This is a genomic window from Pectobacterium colocasium (assembly GCF_020181655.1).
In the GTDB taxonomy this organism is placed as follows: Bacteria; Pseudomonadota; Gammaproteobacteria; order Enterobacterales; family Enterobacteriaceae; genus Pectobacterium; species Pectobacterium colocasium.
This window is the reverse complement of record NZ_CP084032.1, coordinates 4,687,781-4,708,951: the sequence shown is the minus strand read 5'-3', so window position 1 is coordinate 4,708,951 and position 21,171 is coordinate 4,687,781. Positions and strand designations below refer to the sequence as shown.

The window sequence follows — 21,171 nt, the reverse complement described above, 5'->3', positions numbered from 1 at the left end:
TTCAGAAAGCCGCCCTCTAGCGTGTGGGGTCATAGGCGTTGACCTCATGGCTCCACGGAATCACATGATCGTTGACCGCGACGTGCCATTCACAGTGCGTCAGAGCGGTGCGTATTTCGGATAAACATTGGCACCAGTGCTGAACGCCAACCCAGGTGGCTTCCTCGTCGTTATCGGGAAGTTTGGTCGAACCAGAGAGCACGATTCCTTTTCTGAACACGTTACCGGTTTTCACGTTGAGAGCGAAATCAAAGGATTCCCAGTTCAAGCCTTCCCCGGTTGTCAGATAGTTCTCAATTTGTTCATTAACGGAATGACGCTGAACGATCTCCTTCACGGCAGAGATCTCTTGTGGGTTAAGGGATTTTTTGCGTCTAGCGGTGTAATAGAGAGAAATTGCCATGTTGCCTCGTTTATTAATAGTGTTTAAGGTGAGGTAATACCGCATAAATTTTCGAATAAAAAACGGCATAAAATAATCAGGAAGTTCTGATTTTATAAAAATAAGGAATGGTGATGTTTGGGAAATTTATTCTGATTGCGATAGGTGCGGCATTACTCAGCGGATGCTCGGTAGCGACCTATAGTCATAAACTGGAGGATTATCAGGGGGCTGACCGCGTAGGGATCACGTTCGATAATCGTAACCTCGACTATATTCGCGTGTACCCGACGACTGGCCGATGTATTAATATTGATGCGCCAGAAAATGGCTACACCAATAATGCGTTTGGGTTCCAAACTAAACTCAATAATAAAGAGTTCGGCTTTCCAGCTATTCCCGAAACGCCAACGATGATTCGTGAATTCTGGGTCAGTGCACAACATAATATTGCAGTCAGAATGATTGCTGCCAATGGTGGATTTAGTACCGTGACCTTTAAGCCCGTGGTGGGGAATTACTATTATGTTACTGGTAAATTTGTTGATGTTTATTCACCACGCCGCATCGAAGTCTACGAAGTATTCAAGACGGAAAAAGGCTACTACGACCGCCGACTGGTCAAAGATTTGATGCTGAAAAACTGTGGTGGATTTGATTCCAGAGTGCATAAGTTTTAATGCTGCTACTCGGCCAGATGTGATCTGTCTGCCCGCCTTCACTGTGCTTAGGTGAGCTGTTTCCCGGTAAACGTACTGGCATACCAAGCGTCCATCACCGACAGCAGGTTTTCCACTTCCTCGACGGTCAAGCCATAAGAATCAGCCGTTTGATGAGGTTTAACAACGAGCAGCGCAACATCGGCACGCGTGTGCAGGTAATCAAACTGATATTCCACCTCCGTGTTGTAAAACAGACTTCCGCCAACGTTTCCGGCTTTGCGTAATTGCTTGATCTGTTTATCTTGCGCGTTCGGATCTTCTGCCCAAATCAGGAAATCACGCAGCGGCTGCGTTTGGCGCGAAAAATCATCACGCGTGAAGCCGAAATAGGCATAGCGCTTTCCTACCACTAACGCGATTTTGCTTTTATCGTCGGTAATCCTGACGTTAAAAGAGCGCTTATCTACAGTACAGTCGCGAAACTGCGGCTTGTACTCACAGGCAGAAAGGTTCTTAGCTTCATACACTTCGTAAAGGCGCATCGTGGCGTATTTATCGAAGGTAGTGAGCCCCTGACAACCGGTTAACGCAAGAAGGATGACGGGGAGGACGAGATAACGCATGACGGTTTTTCCCTGTTTTGTTGCGGGTGAAGATGTTCCTGAGATGGTGCTGGTGATTTGGTGGATCGATTTGTACTGCGATGATGGGACTATATTCCCATTTTTGATGGGATTGTAGGAATACAGTCCTATTTTGTTGCATTTATCATCGGTCATGCAGTGCTTCGATGGTATGACCGTGGCGCTGCATGATGAGAGCAAATTCGGCGTCTAGCTTGGCATTTTGGTGATCTTTGGATACCGCTTTGCCGCTCGCCACTATTACGTTTCTGTCCTGACGAGTAACTCCTATCGATTCGCTGCGATTCTTCCGTTTATTCAATTATTTTTTCCACTCAATAAACATTTTTTCTGTAATGCCAAGTCCAATGATTGAGCCAACATGAAGTTGAGCTAAATCACTGAGTGTCATGGCAATAAATTTATCGGCAGAAGGAATTTCATTTTCTGCACAATATTTCTCAAGATATTGTTCTGCAAGCTGTTCATTAAGATTTTCCCGGATAATACTCCCCATCGCCACTTTTCGTGCCACACGATGTTGTATGCGATAAATATCAATTTCGCCAATCGACTCTTTTACTACATCATATTGTTCGCAAGATCTCGTATAGGCCCATTTGAACAGCTCCAAAGCGGGCAGGAGCTCATTGGTTTCATAGAAGTACAGCAATGCTTTAAAGTAATCCTCTTGCGGTACATCAATAAAACTTAACGGGCAAAAATTGTGCTTAATAAAAGGGATATTGCAAGATAATCGAGCAGTTCGCTTGTTTACGTCTTCAAAGGCTTGTAGATACGATAAATGAAGGAATAAGAAAAAGCTCTGTTCAAATGGGTCGTGGATTTGTTCTGCTTTGCGTAGCAATAGAGAGAAGTATTCTTCGAGTTGATGGGGGTTGTTTAGCGGCAAATAGGCCGATTTTCCAATAGAGACTTCTATCTGCCTGATGTTACCGCATGCGTTGGGATTGGCGAGTAAATCTTGCGAAAGCAGGGCGTGAATATTTCTGATTGTGAAGGGATTAATTATTATCTCTTCGGCATTTTCAATTAAAAATTCAATCGCTTCTTTGTGATTCATGATCATGATGGTTTCTTTATGAACTTTACCATCGGCTGTCAGCCCCTGTTCTATGAGTTTTTGTGTATCAAGCTTGGAGTAGGTATTACCTTCTAGTCGACTAGAGTTATAAGACAAATCAATGAGTAGACGTTGACTAATATTCCTCGCATAAGTCCCTGCTGCCAGTGTGTCATCAAATCGTTTCCCCATTTTCGCCAGCGTCGTTTGTATCTGATTCGGCAGGTACTGAGTTACGTTGGGTAAATAATTATCCAAAATATCAAATTGATAGCTGGATTTTTTACGTGCATACGAAGGCGTATCTAAATAGGCGAGCTGTGAGATAGCCTCTTTGGAAAAGATGGGGTGATTGTCTTCATCTGCACGTATTGTCCTTGTGTTGTTATCGATAGTGTCCTTATCGAATGACTTAAGGACACGCAATGAAGATGAGTTGTCCTTATTTGCATAATATTTAGTATTGCGTTTTTCCCCTACCGTCACGATTTGCCTGTCGTCGTACAGCTCTTTAAGTCGGCGCTGTAGTGTTTTCTTATTTATTGAAAATAATAATAATTTTTCAATTTCGCCCAAGCTTTTTGCTTCATCGAACTGAAGCATTGCTTTCAAAATTGATGTTTTTTCTTGCTGTATACGATTGTCTTGGCTCATTTTTATAAGGACAGAATAGTAGTCGGTGTCTCTAAACGTAGTAGGTATAAGGACAAAGTTCAAGCCAATAAGGACAAATTATAGAAGGTTTGTCCTTATTAGGATCGGATAGAGACAGTTTAGGTGGGGTTTACGGTGCGAACTGATGCCATCTATTCGCTGATTACCATCAGCGCAGGGATCAGGTGCGCACAAGTACTGAGGTAGGCTCTGAGTTGTTGAAGGTGTTCTGTGGTGGCTTCTGTCGCCAGTGATTCGCTGGCATATTGCAGACCGTGGCACAACCCTTCAACCGACTCAGCGGCGATTGCGCTGAAATCGTCACGCTGAGCATGACTAAGGTGAGCAACGGGTAGCGAAGCGATGAGGTCTCGGAAAATGGTAATGGAACTCTCGGTAATGGCTGCATTTGTCGTGGTCATTGGCGATCCTCCTTGAAAGTCAGTGTCGCCAATTGTCGATGCTTTTTACGGGTTCAGATACTACGAGTTTCGTAGTTGGTTAAAATTGTAGATGCGTAGGTAGGCAATAAGAAACCTGAAAGTAGGCTGAGGTTGGTGTCAATGAAGCTCAGTTGGGAATTCATTCGACAAATCAATGATCCCTTGTTTGGGTGCTGGTGTTATGTCCGCTAGAGATTTGGCTACAATGCCCAGTTCATTGCAACGGTTGTAAACACCTTTGTCGTGAGTCCATACCTCATCTACATTTAGTGCAATCGCAATGGATATTATTTGCCTGTCAAACTTAACTTTGTTTGCTGTGTCTTTAGCCATCATCGCTTTTAGTTCTTTTATACTTGGCATCTGTGCACACTCAATGGCCGCAATTTCATCAAACGGGGCGATCTCAAAGCATGACTGACATTGTATAAGATTTAAATGCGTCTGATGATGGCTCTTATCGATCCCAACTAAGTATTCTGCTAAAACCGGCGTTGGAATTATTATTTTGCCGCGATTTGCTTCTACGTGATCAATTAGGGCATCCATCCTGCGTTCAAGGTCAGGTATATTCTCCCCATTCGCAGGGTTTGATAATGTACAACCAGCTTTAGTGCCAGTAATCGCTTGAACTAACACATTGGTATCAAAGACTATTCGCAACTGAGAGCCCTTAGTGCTTTTAAGACAACATGTAAGTCATCTTGTTCTTTCCATTGATTTCCAGGCGCATTATGTATGGATGACAAAGCGGTTTTTAGAGATGACTTTTGCAACTCTTCATATGATGAAATTTTAAGCTTCTTGAGCTTCCATATTCCGTCTTTTTTTTCCCACTCACCATCGCCCTCTACTCTTATCTGTTGGAAGAGCAGGGTTCCGAGTTTAACTGCCATCGATGGAGAAGCTTCACAGTTGAATGTCTCCCCATTTGCACCCTCTAATTTTACAGGGACTGATTCATCTTTGCCGCCGACGTTATACAGTCTGCCTTGTATTTTTGCTTTCTTTCTAACCAAAAACGGAGAGTCTTGTTTTATTCGTGGGAAATCAACAATTGTAACGTCATCGTCATTGATAATTCTCCCCTCTAGCTTATCTTGCTCTAATAATGTAACCAGTTTCAGGTAAGAGCTACCTGAATTAGATGCTTGAGATATGGAGCGCTGCAATACATCATTATATGCAGAGTCATTGTCAACCCAGCTGTTTAGGCACGCAGAGCCCTCGCTCACATCCTTGAAGTGAACGGCATCAGTAGAGCCGTAAAGCTCTGAAAGTGCAGACAGATACTTACCCAGTCTAGCCATTGGCAGTTTATCTGGGCTTGTGCCGTCAAGTTTGAGAGTCAGGCTATTTTTCTTGCCCATCTGCTGTCTTGCGCCCTTAAATATAAAGATCGTCTATCATCACAGCTTCATTTTTGTGCAACGCTGATCTCGCGTCAATTCGTTTCTACTGATTTTGCCGAATTTTATATAAACGGAGTTATCCCTCGTTAGACTAGTAACTTGCATAAACTACTTGCTTAGGCGCGGATATCAATGCGTTGCTTTGAGCGCCTGTTATTTTCATCATCTTGATCATATCCAAAGACTATACAAGGTAGTGCATATTTGGTCCTTTACACCTTAGTGATTGGGTATATTTGAATGTAGACAAGTAACGTGTTTTTCTGCGTTGTTATTCTTCATAAGCAAAAAACGCCCTTAAAACAGGGCGTTGTGGCAGTCGGTGGTACAGAGTGGAATTTACTCAATGTTCTGGATTTGTTCCCGCATTTGCTCGATCAGCACTTTCAGTTCAATGGCTGAAGCGGTGACGTCGGCGTTGATGGATTTCGAGGCCAGCGTGTTCGATTCGCGGTTGAATTCCTGCATCATGAAGTCGAGGCGGCGGCCGACGGCTTCTTCTTTTTTCAGGATTTTGTAGGTTTCTTTGACGTGAGCGTCGAGGCGGTCGAGTTCTTCGGCGACGTCGACGCGCTGTGCCATCAGCACCAGTTCCTGTTCCAGACGGTTATTTTCCAGCTGTACCTGCGCATCTTCCAGCTTGCTTTGCAGGCGTTCGCGCTGCCATAGCAGGATGTTTGGCATCTGGGCGCGGACTTTGACGACTTCGGCGCTGACGCCAGCCAGGCGCTGTTCGATCAGCGCTTTCAGCGCGTTGCCTTCGCTTTCACGTGCGGCGATGAAGTCATCCAGCGCACCTTCCAGAGCGGTCAGCAGTTCGGCGCTGATCGCATCCAGATCCTGCTCTTCCGCCGACATTACGCCAGGCCAGCGTAGAATATCAACCGGGTTGATTTCCCCTTCGTCGCTCTGCATTTTGACCCAGTTGGCGGCATTAACCAGCTGTTTCGCCAGCTTTTCGTTCAGGATCAGCGCACTTTGCGCGCTCGGGTCGAGTTCAAAACGCAGGTTGCATTCGATTTTGCCACGGGTCAAACGGGCGCGGATGCGCTCACGAGCGACGGGTTCGAGGCTGCGGAATTGTTCCGGTAAACGAAGATAGGTTTCCAGATAGCGCTGGTTAACGGAACGCAGTTCCCAGGCTGCGCTTCCCCAGTTGCCCTTGATTTCTCGGCGGGCGTAAGCGGTCATGCTGCGAATCATTGGTGCATACCTGTAAAGCAAATGATGAGAAAGATTATAGCGTTGAGTCCGCCGCAGGGGATAGAAAAAACCGTCTGCCCTGTAGCGCTTGTCGTGAATCAGGCGGCGTTAAGCAAGGCTTCGTTCTGTTTGGCTATCTCCCGACAGCGGTTTTTCATCATCTGTTTCAGTTGCAATGTTGCCTGTGATTGTGGGTTATCACGTCGGCTGATCAGCGTGACTTCAAAAGGCAGCGGCTGGTCGATAGGGACAATCTTTAGCTGATTGGCATAGCGACAGGCGGTAAAGAGATCGACGATGCCCGCACCGCCGCCCGCCAGAACCATATCGGCAATCACCGAGTAGGTTTTGATGTAGAGCGAGGCCGCTGGCTGTAGCGCTCTGTCGCGCAGCGCACGGTGCAGCACCTGACCGAGCGGATCCTGATGCTGCATCATTAGCAGGTTGTTGTTGCACAGCCATTCCAGCGAGACGGGGCGGTTTATCGGGCTGTCTTTCGGCAGAAGGGCCACCATCGTGGACTGGAATAGCGGTTCTGCCAGCAGTTCGGACGGCACCTGCTGACCAAAGATCAGCGCGAAATCGAGCTGGTTTTGCAGGATGTTCTGGCACAGCGTGCTGAAGTGTTCGGTGACGAGTTCGACGTTAACCGAGGCCGCCTGCTTATGAAACTCCACCAGCGTCGGTGCCACGATCATCTGTCCGAACGCGTGCGCTGCCCCCAGCCGTACGGAGTGGGCTTTGCTGGTTTTGATTTGTTCGGTGAGGGAACTGATGCTTTGCAGGTGGCTGAATAGTTCCTGCACTTTCGGGATGAGGCGCAGCCCTTCTTCTGTGGCGACCATCCCCTGAGTACGGCGTTCAAACAGAGAGAAGCCCAGTTGTTGTTCTGCGTGATTCAATACCCGACTGACGTTGGGCTGAGAGACGTTGAGCAAGCGCGCGGCGCCGCTAATGGTGCCTGCCTGAACAATGGCCTGGAAGATCTCAATGTGGCGTAATCGCATGGTGCAGGCTCCGGCTGATGCTTTCTGATGAGCATCGTATGAGTAATAACCAAAAGTTCTGCAATTATTACGCCAGATTATAAGGCCGCGATGAATGGTCGATAGATAAGCGATGAAGTGGTTTTTTGCACTATCATGAAGCCCAATAGTGGTGCGAGCGCACCGCTATTGGGCGTTTGGCTCTGTTTCAATGTGCTGGAACGTTAACGATAGATATCGGCGACGGGTTCTTCACCCACGTAGCCATAGCCGCGGTACATGCCTTCGCTATTAAACGGCAGGGCAATGTTGCCTGCTTTATCGACGGCAATCATCCCGCCGCTGCCGTCCATCCGTACCAGTTTCTCCATCACCACACGATCGCTGGCCTGCTGTAGCGTGAGTCCGGCGTATTCCATCAGCGCCGAGACATCATAGGCGGCGACGGCGCGCATAAAGACTTCGCCTGTACCGGTGCAGGAAACGGCTACCGTCTGGTTATTGGCGTAGCAGCCAGCACCAATGATGGGGCTATCGCCCACGCGTCCGGCCTGTTTGTTGGTCATGCCGCCCGTCGAGGTTGCCGCCGCGAGATTCCCCGCGCTGTCGAGAGCGACCGCGCCGACGGTGCCGAATTTACGGTCGGGATCGATAGGGTCGTTCTGGCCGTCATGATCGAGGATGACGCGGCCTGAGCCTGCCTGTGCGTTATGCAGTTGCTGACGGCGTTCATCGGTGGAGAAAAACGCAGGTTCGACCCTTTCCAGTCCGTGCTGCTGTGCAAAGGCTTCCGCGCCGTCGGCGGTAAACATCACATGCGGGCTGGCTTCGAGTACGGTACGTGCTGCCAGAATCGGATTGCGGATATGGCTGACGCAGCTGACCGCACCGGCATCCAGCGTGCGTCCGTCCATGATGCTGGCGTCCAGTTCGTGGGTTTCCGCGTGAGTGAAGACCGAGCCGTGTCCGGCGTTGAACAAGGGGCACTCTTCCAGCAGGCGGACGGCTTCCGTTACGGCATCCAGCGCGCTGCCGTTTTCGGCCAAAATGCGTTGTCCACTGGCGACAATCTCGGACAGCGCGGCCAGATAGCGTTGCTCTTTTTCAGCGTTCATGGCCGAGCGGGTCAGCGCACCTGCGCCACCGTGGATCACAATCACGGGTTTCGTCATGCGATAAATTCTCTTTTCAAGCGGTTTACGCCCCCAAAATCAGGGGCGGAGAGACCGGAATCAGTTTTGCGTTGTCGCCAGATAGGAAAATGCGCCTAGCAGGCTGGTGATTTCCCGCATGCTCTGCGCCGTATAACCTACGGTTATGGCATCCAAACGTTCAACGCTTGGCAGCAGACAGAATAGATCGGCCAGTACCGGTTTTGCCACCATCAGTTCGAGGCGATAGGGTGCCTGAATCCGCGAATTCAGCGTACGGTGTGCTTTTTCCACCGCGGCTTTTGCTGCGTCACGAATCACCTGACGTGCCTGTTCGGTGCTGAGGGATTCGGCCGCATGTTGCGAAATGGCACGCTTGACGCAGGCATAGTCGGTGTTGGGGTAGTAGCGAGCGATCCAGCTCTGGAGCGTGTCATCGCCGCTGACCAGCCACAGCGGCGTCTTCTGTTCCACGCCGGCGGCAGCGTAGATGTCGCTCTCACCCATGATTTCGCCGTTGATGCGCACGCGGTAGAACGCACGACCATTGATGGTATGCGATAACACCCCAAACTCACCTGCCGCGCTGTGATAACCGATGAAGATCAGGCCGTCGAACTGCTGTTGCTCCAGCCCTTCTACCATCGAATAGCCGCGCGGTTTACCTTGTACCAGCCGGGCGCGGGCGTCGATATTCTCCGCACGCAGATTGACCATTGCCGCATGGCTGTCGGCGACCACCACCTCTGTTGCGCCACCCGCGAACGCACCGTCAATCGCGGCGTTCACTTCCTGCTCCATCAGGCCGCGCGCCAGTTGGTATTCTGCGGTGCCGGGGCTGCACTGTTCCGGGCGCATCACGCCAGCGATCCCTTCGATATCAGCAGAGATAAACACTTTCATAGTCAGTTTCCTACGGGAGAATTTGCTTATGGATAAAGAGTTGCAGCCAACCGATCCAACGCCTGTGGCAGCGTCGGGCGATGATGGCCGCGAAAACCGGTCACGGCGTCAGCCTGAAGCATGGCGTCGAGCACCGCGTGTTCGGTGGCGTCGGCGGCGGCGCTTAATAGCGGTTCAAGCTGCGCATCCTCCGGCGGTCGTGGTTGTGGGCAAGTGGAGAACGCGACGGCGATATCGCCGGAGCCGTGTCCCCAGTAGCTGCCTAGCCGACCTAATCCTGCACCGGCACGCTTGGCGATGCGCTTGAGCTGTCGGGCATCGAGCGGGGCATCCGTCGCCATGATAATGATGATCGATCCGGCGTCTTGCTGCGGTGCGAGCCCAGGCAGGATAGGGGCGAGGGCGTTCCCCATTTGCACGCCGTCCAGCGTCAGTGAGGAAAGCGTGCCGAAGTTTGCCAGCACCAGTACGCCGAGCGTGGCATTCAATTCAGGAATCAGACGTGATGCGGTGCCGATGCCGCCTTTCAGGCTAAAGCAGCTCATACCACGTCCGGCACCGACGCTACCGCGTGTGAAGCTGTCCGCAGCACTGTCCAGCGCTTGCCGTGCCATGTGTTCTGTTACCGCCAGCGCCTGAATGTCGTTTAGCCAGCCGTCGTTACACTCTAGCGCCAGTGGGTTCACCGTCGGTAGCGTGCGGCCCAGTTCGGGGTTGCGGGCAATGGCGTCGCGCACCAGCGTGGTAAACAGCGTGCCGGTCGCCAGCGTATTACTGAGCAGGATGGGCGTTTGCAACTGTCCCAGTTCCTCAATCTGTACCAGCCCGACAGGTTTAGCGAAACCGTTTAGTACCGCCGCGCCGCAGGGCAGGGGCTGGGTGAACAGGTTGTCGCCGGGCGGTACAATCGCCGTGACGCCGGTTTGCACTTCGCCTGCCGCCAGCGTGCAGTGGCCGACGCGCACGCCCGCCACATCGCTGATACGGTTATGCGGTCCGCTAGCTGAACGCGGCGTACCCAACTGCCGCGTCGCTTTCCAGCGTTGTAGCAACAGCACCTGCTGCTGCTGGTGATAGTCGTTCATCGGGTGATCGCCGTGCATCGCCTTCCTCAGCTTTTCAGTTTGGGATCGAGCGTATCACGCAGCGCATCCCCGAGCAGGTTAAACGCCAGCACGGTGAAGAAAATCGCCAGACCGGGGAACACGCTGACGTGCCAGGCACCTGCCATCATCAGGCTGCGGCTCATCGCCAGAATATTGCCCCACTCGGGTACGTCCGGCTCTGGGCCGAGACCGATAAAGCTCAGCCCTGCGGCCGTCAGGATGCTGGTGCCAATACGCATAGTGAAATAGACGATCACGTTAGGCAGGGTGCCGGGCAGGATATGGCGCATCAGGATGATGCGATCCGGCGCACCGGCGCAGCGTACCGCTTCCACATAAGCCGCTTGTTTCAGCGACAGCGTGGAGGCGCGCACGATGCGGGCGAAGACCGGCACGCTAAAGACCGCGACGGCGATAATCACGTTATTCAGGCCAGGGCCGAGGATGGCGACAACCGCAATCGCCAGCAGCATGCCGGGGAACGCGAATAGCACGTCGGAACCGCGCATGATCAACGTATCGACCCAGCGGCCGTAGTAGCCTGCCAGCAGGCCGAGCACGATACCGACCAGCATGCCCAGCGTGACGGAAAAGATACCGATATATAACGAGATGCGTGCACCGTAGATGATACGGCTCATCACATCACGCCCCAAATCGTCGGTGCCCATCCAGTGCGCCGCTGAAGGCGGTGAAGCCAGCGATGCCCAGTCAGGCTCCATTGGGTTCCACGGTGCTAGCCAGGGCGCGAAAATCGCGACCAGTACCAATAGCAGGACGAAGCCGCTGGATAACAGCGCCATCGGGTTACGGATAAAGACCTGAACGAAATCGCGCCACGGCGAACGTATCGTCTCTTCATCAAGCGTGGCAGCGGCCACGACGGGTTCGGAAGGAAGGTTCATCGTGTCTCCTAACGTAGGCGAATCGCCGGATTGACCACCGCGTACAGCAGGTCCACCAACAGGTTAATGACAATAAATTCAAACACGAACAGCATCACCAGCGCCTGAATGACGGGCTGATCCTGTGTCTTGATGGATTCAATCAGCAGCCAGCCGAGCCCCGGCCAGCTAAATACGCTCTCGACCACGATGGATCCACCGAGCAGGAAGCCGAATTGCAGCCCCAGCATGGTGATAACCGGAATCAGCGCGTTACGCATCACATGCTTCCAGGTGACCAGCCGATTGCGCAGCCCCTTGGAGCGAGCGGTACGTACGTAGTCTTCCTGTGCAACTTCCAGAAACGCGGAGCGGGTAAAGCGTGCCATAACGGCAGCTACCGATGCCCCGAGCGTCAGCGCGGGCAGAATGATGTCGCTGGGCTGATTAAAGCCGCTGACGGAAAAGACGCCGAACGGCATGGCGACAAACTGAATCAGCAATAGGCCGAGCCAGAACGGCGGCATGGAAATCCCACCGACGGCGAAGCTCATCAGCGTCCAGTCCTGCCATTTGCCCCGTTTGAGCGCGGACACCACGCCAATCAGCAGGCCAAGCAGCACCGACCAGACGAAACCCGCCAGCGCTAGCCACATGGTGGGCATAAAGCTTTTGCTGATAACGTCGATGACCGGTTGCTGGGTGCGGTACGTCACACCCAGATCGCCGCTGAACAGGTCGCCGAGCCAGTGGACATACTGCTGCGGCAGCGGGTCGTTCAACCCTAGCTGCTGACGGGCGGCTTCCACTGCCTCAATCGTTGCGTCAGCGCCTGCGTAAATACGTGCCGGGTCACCCGGCAACAGCTTGATAAAACCGAACACTAACAGGGAGACCACCAGTAGAACCGGGATCATTTCCAGCAAACGTCGGACGATATAAGTAAACATGGCGTTCTCCCTGACCGATTACTTAAATTCAGCCTGATCGAAGATCAGCGAGCCATCTGCCAGCATATATACGCCGTCGAGGTTCTTGGTTTTACCGACGATGTTGTCCGGCGTCCCCAGGAAGACCACAGGCGCATCCTGCCAAATTTGACGCTGTGCGTCGGCATAAGCTGCGGCACGTTTGTCGGCATCGGCGGTAGCCAAGCCGGCGGTGATCGCTTTATCTGCTACCGGGTTGCTGTAGTAAGAGACGTTATACGCAACCGGCACCCAGGACTCGGTGGCGAACAGTGGACGCAGCGCCCAGTCGGCATCACCGGTGGATGGCGACCAGCCGTTGTAGAACAGGTCAAATTCGGCATCTTTCGGATCTTTCACGCCAAACAGTTTGGCGTTGCGCATCCCAGAATCCATCGGCGTGACGGTAACTTTGACGCCGACCTGCTCTAACTGCTGCTTGAAGAACTGCGCACTACGAATGTAGTCGGTGCGGTTCGTCGTCCACAGTTTCAGGCTCAGGCCGTTGGCGTAGCCCGCTTCTTTCAGCAGCGCCTTGGCTTTTTCTGGGTTGTAGGTGTAGTTCGGTGAGCTTTGGCGTGCGAAGAACTGGACGTCCGGCGCCATTGCAGAGGTAGCAGGAACACCCATGCCGGCGAAGCCGACTTTCAGCCAGATGTCGCGGTTGATGGCGTAGTTGAGCGCCTGACGCACGCGGATATCGTTAAGCGGCGGACGCAGGTTGTTCATCGCCAGCCAGAATTGATAAATACTCGCGTCGCGCTGAATCGCCAGCTTGCTGTCGCTTTGTACGGTCGCAATCAGGTCGGAAGGCAGCGGATACACGGCATCGACCTGGCCGGATTTCAGGGACGCCACGCGGGTGGAATCTTCTGGCGTCGGGTAGAAGGTCACGCTGTCGACTTTCGGCCAGCCTTTCTGCCAGTAGTTGTCGAATTTCACCAGCTTCACGTCTTTACCCTGTTGCCATTCGGTGAATTTGAACGGCCCCGTACCGACTGGGTGGACGCGCAACTGTGCTTCATCCGGGTATTTCTTCAGTGCTTCCGGGCTGTGCATGACGGCGGACGGATGCGCCAGCGTGTTCACAAAGGCACCGAAGGATTTGTTCAGCTCGATTTTGACCTGCGTCGGCGACAGCACGGTGACGGTTTGCACCATGTTAAACAGGCTGTTGCGCTTCAGTCCTTTGCTCTGATCGGCAAGACGGTCAAGGTTGGCTTTAACGGCGTCGGCGTTGAACGGCGTGCCGTCCTGGAAGGTGATGCCTTCGCGCAGGGTAACGACGAATTCAGTCGCCGTATCGTTGCTGGTATAGCCCGTCGCCAGACGTGGCACCAGCTTCATTTTATTATCGAACTGGAACAGACGTTCGAAGATGCCGCTCTGAATCGAGTAACTCAGCGTATCTGAGGTATCGTGCGGATCGAGCCCGGTGATATCGGCATAGATGGAAATACGAAGGTCTTGCGCCTGGGCAACAGCCGCCAGACACAGTGAGAGCCCGAGGGCAAAGGCGGAGCGGCGAACGAATGGCTTCATGGTTATCTCTCCTGGTCAGCAATGAACGTGTGTTGTGTGATGAGTACGTCGTGTTTTGTTGCTATTTTTTGTAATGACTTTCTTGTAAGTACATCGTGTTTCAGGCTGCCGATTCGTTGTCGGCAACCCAGTGCTGCGGCGCGACCTCGCGGTAGCGCGTCTTGGCGACGACCTCACCTGCTTTACGCAAAGGAGAGGGGATTTCACTGTCGTCAAACTGGCGTGTGCCGCGACGGGTTGGATCGGCAATCGGAACCGAGGCCAACAGGCGGCGGGTATACGGATGCTGGGGATCGTTAAACACCGACTGGCGCGGGCCGATCTCCACAATCTGGCCGAGGTACATCACCGCGACGCGGTTGGCGATACGCTCGACGACGGCCATATCGTGCGAGATGAAAATCCACGACACGCCGGTTTTCTTTTGGAGATCCATCATCAGGTTGACGACCTGCGCCTGAATGGACACATCAAGCGCCGACACGGCTTCGTCAGCAATGATGACCTGCGGCTGTAGCGCCATCGCACGGGCAATAGCGATGCGTTGACGCTGCCCGCCGGAAAATTCATGCGGATAACGGCGGGCGTGCTCAGGCAGCAAACCAACGCTTTTCAATAGCGCCTGTACCTGCGGCGTCGCTTCCTCCAATGATTTCACCAGCCCGTGCAGCAGCAGCGGTTCGGCGATAGTGAAGCCGACCGTCAGGCGTGGGTTGAGCGAAGCGTACGGATCTTGAAACACCATCTGCATTTCCCGGCGCAGCGGCTGGAAATCACGCTCTTTCATCTGGGAAATTTCGTTGCCCTGAAAATGGATGCTCTCGGCTTCGCTCTGTACCAGACGCAGCAGGGCGCGCCCGGTGGTGGACTTGCCGCAGCCACTTTCCCCGACGATAGCCAGCGTTTCGCCCGGCCAGACGTTGAAATCGATCTGTTCTACCGCGTGAACATGGTGGGTCACGGTGGATAAAATCCCGCTGCGCATCGGGTAATACACCCGCAGCCCGCGAATATCCAACAGCGGCTCGGCGTCATAGCGCGCGGTGACTTGTTCACTGTTTTCCGGGTCGGCAGCTTGCCCCAATAAAGGAAAACGCTTCGGCCAGAGGCTATCGCGCATATCGCCCAGTTTCGGTACGGCGGCCAGCAGCGATTGGGTATACGGGTGTTGCGGTGCGGCAAAAATCTGCTCGACGGTGCCTTGCTCCACGATCTCGCCGCGATACATCACCACCACGCGATCGGCGATTTCCGCTACCACGCCCATATCGTGCGTAATAAACAGCACTGCCATGTCGCTCTGCTGTTGCAGATCACGCAGGATTTGCAGAATGCGCGCCTGCACGGTGACATCCAGTGCCGTGGTCGGTTCGTCGGCAATGAGCAGTTGCGGATCGCAGGCCAGCGCCTGTGCGATCATCACACGCTGGCGCATCCCGCCGGACAGCGAGTGCGGGTAGCTTTTCATCACGCGATCGACGTCCGCGATGCGTACCTTGTGCAGCAGTTCACGGGCTTTCTTATCCGCGCTGGCGGCATCGCAGATTTTGTGATCCAGCAGCGCTTCGGTGAGTTGGTCGCCGACTTTCAGTACCGGGTTGAGTGAGGTCATCGGCTCCTGGAAAATCATGGCGAGATCGCGCCCACGTAGCTTACGACGCGCTTCCGCTTTCATGCTCAACAGGTCGTGTTGTTGACCGTCGCGCGCGGTGAAACGGAGCGCGCCGCGTTCGATGTTGGCAGAGTCCGCCAGCAGCCCCATCACGGTCAGTGACGTCACGGACTTGCCTGAACCACTTTCGCCGACCACGGCGACGACTTCCCCTTTATTCACGGTAAAGGAAATGCCTTTTAGCGCCTGATGCGTACCGGAGCGGCCACTAAAGCTGACGCTCAGATCGTCGATTTCCAGTACAGGCCTGGGGGCGTTACCGGGTGCTGTGGCGGCACCCGCGTGCATGATATCCGTCATGGTCACTCCGGTTGAGGGTTTTAGGGTTACTGTAGTTAATTGCGTTGCGTCATAAGTTGATTGCGTCATAGCCAGATTCGGCCAAGGTTATAGGTCAGATAAGGCGAGCTGTCGGCGGCCAGCCAGATAGGACCGTCGAGGTCGACATGCTCGGCATCGGCGGCGACGGGCAGAGCGGCTTCCATCGCCATCGACGAGCCCAGCGTGCAGCCGACCATAATGCGCAGGCCGTGAAAGTGAGCCTCACGTACCATCGCCAGGGCTTCGGTCAGCCCGCCACATTTGTCCAGCTTGATGTTGATCATGTCGTAACGACGACGCAGCCCGACGATGTCGCCACTGTGGCGGCAGCTTTCATCCGCACAGATAGGAATCGGGTGGGCAAAGCGCTGTAAATCTTCGTCCTTACCGACAGGAAGCGGTTGCTCAATCATGGCGACCTGATAGGGCAGCAGAGCCGTGGACAGGCTATGTAAATCCAGCCCGCTCCAGCTTGCTCTCGCGTCGATAATCAATTTGGCGTTGGGTGCGGCGGTACGAATGGCGGCAACCTTTTCCAGAATCAGCTCGCGATCCAGTTTGATTTTCAGCTGCAGTGCGCCGTGGGAAACGGCATTGGATGCGGCGGCGGCCATTTTCTCCACGCTATCGAGCGCCAACGTTTGCGCACAGACCACGGATGTAGGGGGATGAATGTCGAGGCGCTGCCACAGCGTCTGTTTTTCCAATGCCGTGTTGAGCCGCCACAGCGCGCAGTCCAATGCATTTCTGGCCGCACCTGGCGCTAAGTCTTTCTGGAGTTGTTCGATGGTCAGGCCGTGTTCTATTGCCTCACGGATCGCTGAGAGCTGGCGACATACGCTATCGGCGGACTCGCCATAATGGGCGACAGGCGTACATTCGCCTTGTCCAATAAATCCTTTTTCTTCTAGCGCGACGCGGATAACGGTAACCGCGCGACGCGTACCGTTCTCAGCCGCCATAGGACGGGCTAGTGGCAGATTGACGGTTTCAATTTGCATATGCCGCATCATGATTTTTTTCTCATCAACGCTCAGGGGATGAACGGACTATTTCATGATGCATCATCACTGACGAATACTTGTTCATCAGTAGGGTATAACCTCAGGTTATGCCCTATTTTCAAGGTATGGCTTTCTGGTTGCGCTTTGCCGCAACGCGCAGGATTTCGTGTATAATACGCGCCAGTTTTCATTGACCCGCCGGAGATGAGCCATGCGCCCAACAGGCCGAAGTGCACAGCAAGTACGCCCCCTCAAATTAACCCGTCATTACACGAAACACGCCGAAGGTTCCGTTTTAGTCGAATTTGGCGACACCAAAGTGTTATGCAATGCCACGGTAGAAGAGGGTGTCCCGCGCTTTCTGAAAGGCCAGGGGCAAGGATGGGTCACCGCCGAATACGGCATGCTGCCGCGTGCGACGCACAGCCGCAACGCCCGCGAAGCCGCTAAAGGCAAACAGGGCGGGCGGACGCTGGAGATTCAGCGCCTGATTGCGCGTTCCTTACGTGCGGCGATCGACCTGAAAGTGCTTGGCGAATACACCATTACGCTCGACTGCGACGTCTTGCAGGCGGATGGCGGTACGCGTACGGCGTCCATCACCGGGGCCTGCGTAGCGCTGGCCGATGCGCTGAACCAGATGGTTGCCAGCGGCAAGCTGAAGAAGAACCCGATGAAAGGCATGGTCGCGGCGGTTTCCGTCGGTATTGTTAACGGCGAAGCGCTGTGCGATCTGGAATATGTGGAAGATTCCGCCGCTGAAACCGACATGAATGTGGTGATGACCGAAGACGGCCGCATGATTGAAGTGCAAGGAACCGCCGAAGGCGAGCCGTTCAGCCACGAGGAATTGCTGACCCTGCTGGCGCTGGCCCGAGGGGGAATTGATACCATCGTTCAGGCGCAGAAAGCTGCCTTAATCGATTGATTTTATAAGCGACCAATTGGTCGCTTTTTTTTAGGGTATAGATAAATTGCTTAACAACGTGATTAATTCGTAAGACGAGGAGATGCCGTAATGAAAGCCTACCAGCGCCAGTTTATTGAGTTTGCACTCAGCAAGCAGGTATTGAAGTTCGGCGAGTTTACCCTGAAATCCGGGCGTATCAGCCCCTATTTCTTCAACGCCGGGCTGTTTAATACCGGGCGCGATCTGGCCTTACTGGGGCGTTTTTATGCCGAAGCGCTGGTTGATTCCGGTGTGGCGTTTGATTTGCTGTTCGGGCCGGCTTACAAAGGCATTCCGATTGCCACTACCGCCGCAGTGGCGCTGGCAGAACACCACGATCGTGACCTGCCGTACTGCTTTAACCGCAAAGAAGCCAAAGACCACGGCGAGGGCGGTAGTCTGGTCGGCAGCCCATTACAGGGTCGTGTGATGCTGGTGGATGACGTGATTACGGCAGGGACGGCGATTCGCGAGTCCATGGAGATCATTGCTGCGCACGGAGCAACGCTGGCGGGTGTGATGATTGCGTTGGATCGTCAGGAGCGTGGCCGTGCCGATTTGTCTGCGATTCAGGAAGTTGAACGCGACTATCAGTGCAAGGTGATTTCGATTATTACGCTGAAGGAGCTGATTGCCTATCTGGCGGAAAAACCAGAGATGGCAGCGCATCTGGATGCGGTGAAAGCCTATCGTGAGCAGTACGGGATTTAATGTTGTGAGTTATGAACCCGCCAGTGTTGTCTGGCGGGTAATCACAGCGTTTAGTTCAGTTGGGCGGCCAACAGCGGCCAGCGGGTATCGAATTCCTGCGTCGGGCGATAGCGGAACTCCGAGCGAATAAAGCGCGACAGCATCCCTTCACAAAATGCCAACAGCTGGCTGGCCAACAGCGTTTCGTCATGCTGAAAACTTTGTCCGCCGCGCAGCTTATGCTCGCGTAACACCTGACGTAGCTGCGATTCAATGCGCTCAAACAGCTGGTTGATGCGATCCTGCAAGCGGTCCTGTTCAAACATCAGCGCGTGGCCAGTCATGATGCGAGTCAGACCCGGATTCCGTTCCGCAAACCCTAAAATAAGCAGCAAAATCAGACGAAGACGATTAAACGTTTCTTTTTCATCTTGCAGAATCAGGTTAATGCGGGTGGTCAGACTATCCTCAATAAATTCAATCAGGCTATCAAACATCCGCGTTTTACTGGGGAAATGCCGGTAGAGCGCCGCTTCGGACACGCCGACGTTCGCTGCCAGTTTTGCCGTGGTGATGCGTTGGCTGCCGTCGCTGGATTCCAGCATCTGTGCCAGCGCCTGCAAAATTTCCTCGCGGCGATTCCTTTTCGTACTTTCTTTTTCTGCCATGTCTGAAAAGACCCTTGCTAAATATTTGACTGACAAGCACCCGGTAGCGCCACAGTCGCGATAGCACGCTGTGGCTTATATGAATTTTTTACACTATGGGGTGGCTGGAGCGCGTTAGCTACGGCCGGAGTGGCCGAAGCCGCCTTCTCCACGTTCGCTGCTGACGAAATCGTCGACCAGATTAAATTCGGCCTGAACGACGGGCACAAAGACCATCTGCGCGATGCGTTCGCCCGGCTCAACCGTAAACGCTTGTTGACCACGATTCCAGACGGACACCATCAGTTGCCCCTGATAGTCCGAATCAATCAACCCAACCAGATTCCCCAGCACCACGCCGTGCTTGTGGCCCAATCCGGAACGGGGAAGGATGACCGCCGCCAGCCCGGTATCGGCAATGTGAATCGCCAGCCCAGTCGGGATAAGCGTGGTTTCCCCGGCTTTGAGTTCAATCGCCTGATCCAGACAGGCACGCAGATCGAGTCCGGCAGAACCCGGAGTGGCATAGGTTGGTAACGGAAATTGCTGCCCAACGCGTGGGTCAACAATCTTAACGTCGATTTTTTTCATCATAACGGCTGATAATCTCGTCGATTAATTTTTGGCCAAGAAGACGTTTGTCACACTGTGGCAACGGTACGTCTCCACCTTGCCAAAAAAGGTGTAACGCATTGGTTTCACTGTTAAAACCATGCCCGGAAAGAGAGACGTTGTTCGCGCAAATCAAGTCCAGCTTTTTACGCGCCAGTTTTTGCCGGGCGTATTCTTCCACATTCTGGGTTTCGGCAGCAAACCCGACAACATAAGGACGATTTTTCGTCATGGCTGCAACACCGGCGATAATATCCGGATTTTTGACCAGAGTGAGAGTCATTTCATCGCCTTGCTGATTCTGTTTTTTAATCTTCTCATCGGCGATATGTTTGGCGCGATAGTCGGCAACCGCTGCGCAGCCGATCACAATGTGCTGCTGGGATGCGTGTTCCATTACCGCGTGCTCCATCTCCAATGCGCTGCCAACATCAATACGTGTGACACCCTGCGGCGTGGAGAGTGACACCGTGCCGCTCACCAATGTGACCTTAGCGCCACGGGCAGCCGCGGCCTGTGCGATAGCAAAGCCCATTTTCCCGGAGCTGTGATTGGTGATAAAGCGAACGGGATCCAGCGCTTCTCTCGTCGGCCCGGCGGTGACCAGAATATTGAGATGTTGCAGATCGTTGATGGCAGAAAAATGACGCTGCGCCAGCCTAACAATTTCCAGCGGGTCGATCATACGGCCTGGCCCAACATCGCCACACGCCTGGCTACCGCTATCCGGTCCCCAGAGCGGCAAACCTCGAGCTGCCAGCGTGCGCAGGTTGTCTTGCGTGGGTTCCGCGCGGTACATCTGCTGATTCATCGCAGGGACAACGGCGATGGGGGCAGAGGTCGCCAGACAAATGGTGGTCAGCAGGTCGTTCGCCATACCGGCTGCGACTCGAGCGATCAGATCGGCGGTGGCCGGAGCGAGAATGACTAAATCAGCCCATTTCCCCAGTTCAATGTGACCCATTGAGGCTTCCGCCGCGGGGTCAAGCAGGTCGTCTGAAACGGGATAACCGGAGACAGCTTGTAGCGTCAGCGGAGTGATGAAAGCTTTAGCGGCAGATGTCATGACAACCCGTACGTCGGCTCCGGCATCGCGCAGGCGCCGTACCAGTTCCGGGCACTTGTACGCGGCAATGCCGCCGCTGATACCCAGCACGATTCGTTTGCCGACGAGTGCATTCAGGCTGGAAAATTCCGTCATCATCATGGTCCGATTGAAAGTCAGAAGATGCGCCATTTTACCATAACCTTGCAGCCAGATAGGAATCTTAAG

Annotated in this window: 23 protein-coding genes; 3 read left to right on the top strand and 20 right to left on the bottom strand. The window is 53.5% G+C overall.

Features of this window, described 5'->3' with window-relative positions; genetic code table 11:
- Positions 1-16: 16 nt before the first annotated feature.
- On the bottom strand, positions 17-403 hold the full coding sequence (locus LCF41_RS21285; protein WP_225086229.1) for a hypothetical protein: 387 nt from the start codon (positions 401-403) through the stop codon (positions 17-19).
- Positions 404-516: 113 nt separating this feature from the next.
- Here LCF41_RS21285 and LCF41_RS21280 point away from each other — a divergent pair, with 113 nt between their 5' ends.
- On the top strand, positions 517-1,062 hold the full coding sequence (locus LCF41_RS21280; protein WP_225086228.1) for a hypothetical protein: 546 nt from the start codon (positions 517-519) through the stop codon (positions 1,060-1,062).
- A gap of 47 nt (positions 1,063-1,109) precedes the next feature.
- On the opposite strand, the gene LCF41_RS21275 is transcribed toward LCF41_RS21280, so the two are convergent.
- The 16 genes from LCF41_RS21275 to ycjG form a co-directional block, all read right to left on the bottom strand.
- Positions 1,110-1,667 carry a hypothetical protein gene (locus tag LCF41_RS21275; RefSeq protein ID WP_225086227.1) on the bottom strand — a complete coding sequence of 186 codons (558 nt, stop codon included), beginning with the start codon at positions 1,665-1,667 and terminating at the stop codon, positions 1,110-1,112.
- Between the two features lie 145 nt (positions 1,668-1,812).
- Positions 1,813-1,989: a type II toxin-antitoxin system prevent-host-death family antitoxin gene (locus LCF41_RS22380; RefSeq protein WP_263058315.1), complete on the bottom strand. Its 177-nt coding sequence runs from the start codon at positions 1,987-1,989 to the stop codon at positions 1,813-1,815.
- Entirely contained in the window at positions 1,990-3,405 is a 1,416-nt protein-coding gene (locus tag LCF41_RS21270; RefSeq protein ID WP_225086226.1) for a Fic family protein, read from the bottom strand.
- 152 nt (positions 3,406-3,557) lie between these two features.
- The gene (locus tag LCF41_RS21265) at positions 3,558-3,827 is read right to left on the bottom strand and encodes a hypothetical protein (RefSeq protein ID WP_225086225.1); all 270 of its coding nucleotides are present in this window, start codon (positions 3,825-3,827) and stop codon (positions 3,558-3,560) included.
- Positions 3,828-3,965: 138 nt separating this feature from the next.
- Complete coding sequence (locus tag LCF41_RS21260; protein WP_250160542.1) at positions 3,966-4,487, bottom strand: type II toxin-antitoxin system VapC family toxin; 522 nt, start codon at positions 4,485-4,487, stop codon at positions 3,966-3,968.
- A gap of 14 nt (positions 4,488-4,501) precedes the next feature.
- Positions 4,502-5,218: a hypothetical protein gene (locus tag LCF41_RS21255; RefSeq protein WP_225086223.1), complete on the bottom strand. Its 717-nt coding sequence runs from the start codon at positions 5,216-5,218 to the stop codon at positions 4,502-4,504.
- Between the two features lie 381 nt (positions 5,219-5,599).
- A complete protein-coding gene (locus LCF41_RS21250; protein ID WP_039278589.1) occupies positions 5,600-6,463 on the bottom strand; it encodes a YicC/YloC family endoribonuclease in 864 nt (287 codons plus the stop codon).
- 98 nt (positions 6,464-6,561) lie between these two features.
- On the bottom strand, positions 6,562-7,470 hold the full coding sequence (locus LCF41_RS21245) for a LysR family transcriptional regulator (protein WP_225086222.1): 909 nt from the start codon (positions 7,468-7,470) through the stop codon (positions 6,562-6,564).
- Between the two features lie 203 nt (positions 7,471-7,673).
- On the bottom strand, positions 7,674-8,621 hold the full coding sequence (locus LCF41_RS21240) for an isoaspartyl peptidase/L-asparaginase family protein (protein WP_225086221.1): 948 nt from the start codon (positions 8,619-8,621) through the stop codon (positions 7,674-7,676).
- A 60-nt stretch (positions 8,622-8,681) separates the two neighbouring features.
- Positions 8,682-9,503 (bottom strand): M55 family metallopeptidase, encoded by an 822-nt coding sequence (locus tag LCF41_RS21235; protein ID WP_225086220.1) that lies wholly within the window; start codon positions 9,501-9,503, stop codon positions 8,682-8,684.
- A gap of 26 nt (positions 9,504-9,529) precedes the next feature.
- Positions 9,530-10,606, bottom strand: coding sequence for a DmpA family aminopeptidase (locus tag LCF41_RS21230; RefSeq protein ID WP_225086219.1), 1,077 nt, complete (start codon positions 10,604-10,606; stop codon positions 9,530-9,532).
- Positions 10,607-10,614: 8 nt separating this feature from the next.
- The gene (locus LCF41_RS21225) at positions 10,615-11,514 is read right to left on the bottom strand and encodes an ABC transporter permease subunit (protein ID WP_225086218.1); all 900 of its coding nucleotides are present in this window, start codon (positions 11,512-11,514) and stop codon (positions 10,615-10,617) included.
- 8 nt (positions 11,515-11,522) lie between these two features.
- Positions 11,523-12,443, bottom strand: a complete 921-nt coding sequence (locus LCF41_RS21220) for an ABC transporter permease (protein WP_225086217.1) — start codon at positions 12,441-12,443, stop codon at positions 11,523-11,525.
- Between the two features lie 18 nt (positions 12,444-12,461).
- Complete coding sequence (locus tag LCF41_RS21215; protein ID WP_225086216.1) at positions 12,462-14,003, bottom strand: glutathione ABC transporter substrate-binding protein; 1,542 nt, start codon at positions 14,001-14,003, stop codon at positions 12,462-12,464.
- 100 nt (positions 14,004-14,103) lie between these two features.
- Positions 14,104-15,975: an ABC transporter ATP-binding protein gene (locus LCF41_RS21210; protein WP_225086215.1), complete on the bottom strand. Its 1,872-nt coding sequence runs from the start codon at positions 15,973-15,975 to the stop codon at positions 14,104-14,106.
- Positions 15,976-16,040: 65 nt separating this feature from the next.
- On the bottom strand, positions 16,041-17,006 hold the full coding sequence (ycjG, locus tag LCF41_RS21205) for an L-Ala-D/L-Glu epimerase (protein WP_225088243.1): 966 nt from the start codon (positions 17,004-17,006) through the stop codon (positions 16,041-16,043).
- Between the two features lie 205 nt (positions 17,007-17,211).
- Here ycjG and rph point away from each other — a divergent pair, with 205 nt between their 5' ends.
- A complete protein-coding gene (rph, locus tag LCF41_RS21200; RefSeq protein ID WP_225086214.1) occupies positions 17,212-17,928 on the top strand; it encodes a ribonuclease PH in 717 nt (238 codons plus the stop codon).
- 90 nt (positions 17,929-18,018) lie between these two features.
- Positions 18,019-18,660 carry an orotate phosphoribosyltransferase gene (gene pyrE, locus LCF41_RS21195; RefSeq protein WP_225086213.1) on the top strand — a complete coding sequence of 214 codons (642 nt, stop codon included), beginning with the start codon at positions 18,019-18,021 and terminating at the stop codon, positions 18,658-18,660.
- A gap of 50 nt (positions 18,661-18,710) precedes the next feature.
- On the opposite strand, the gene slmA is transcribed toward pyrE, so the two are convergent.
- The 3 genes from slmA to coaBC all read right to left on the bottom strand — a co-directional run bounded on the left by slmA (position 18,711) and on the right by coaBC (position 21,135).
- Entirely contained in the window at positions 18,711-19,307 is a 597-nt protein-coding gene (gene slmA / locus LCF41_RS21190; protein WP_225086212.1) for a nucleoid occlusion factor SlmA, read from the bottom strand.
- Between the two features lie 114 nt (positions 19,308-19,421).
- On the bottom strand, positions 19,422-19,880 hold the full coding sequence (dut, locus tag LCF41_RS21185; protein WP_225086211.1) for a dUTP diphosphatase: 459 nt from the start codon (positions 19,878-19,880) through the stop codon (positions 19,422-19,424).
- The gene (gene coaBC, locus LCF41_RS21180) at positions 19,858-21,135 is read right to left on the bottom strand and encodes a bifunctional phosphopantothenoylcysteine decarboxylase/phosphopantothenate--cysteine ligase CoaBC (protein ID WP_431191548.1); all 1,278 of its coding nucleotides are present in this window, start codon (positions 21,133-21,135) and stop codon (positions 19,858-19,860) included. The genes dut and coaBC overlap by 23 nt, the downstream gene beginning before the upstream one ends.
- Positions 21,136-21,171: the final 36 nt, after the last annotated feature.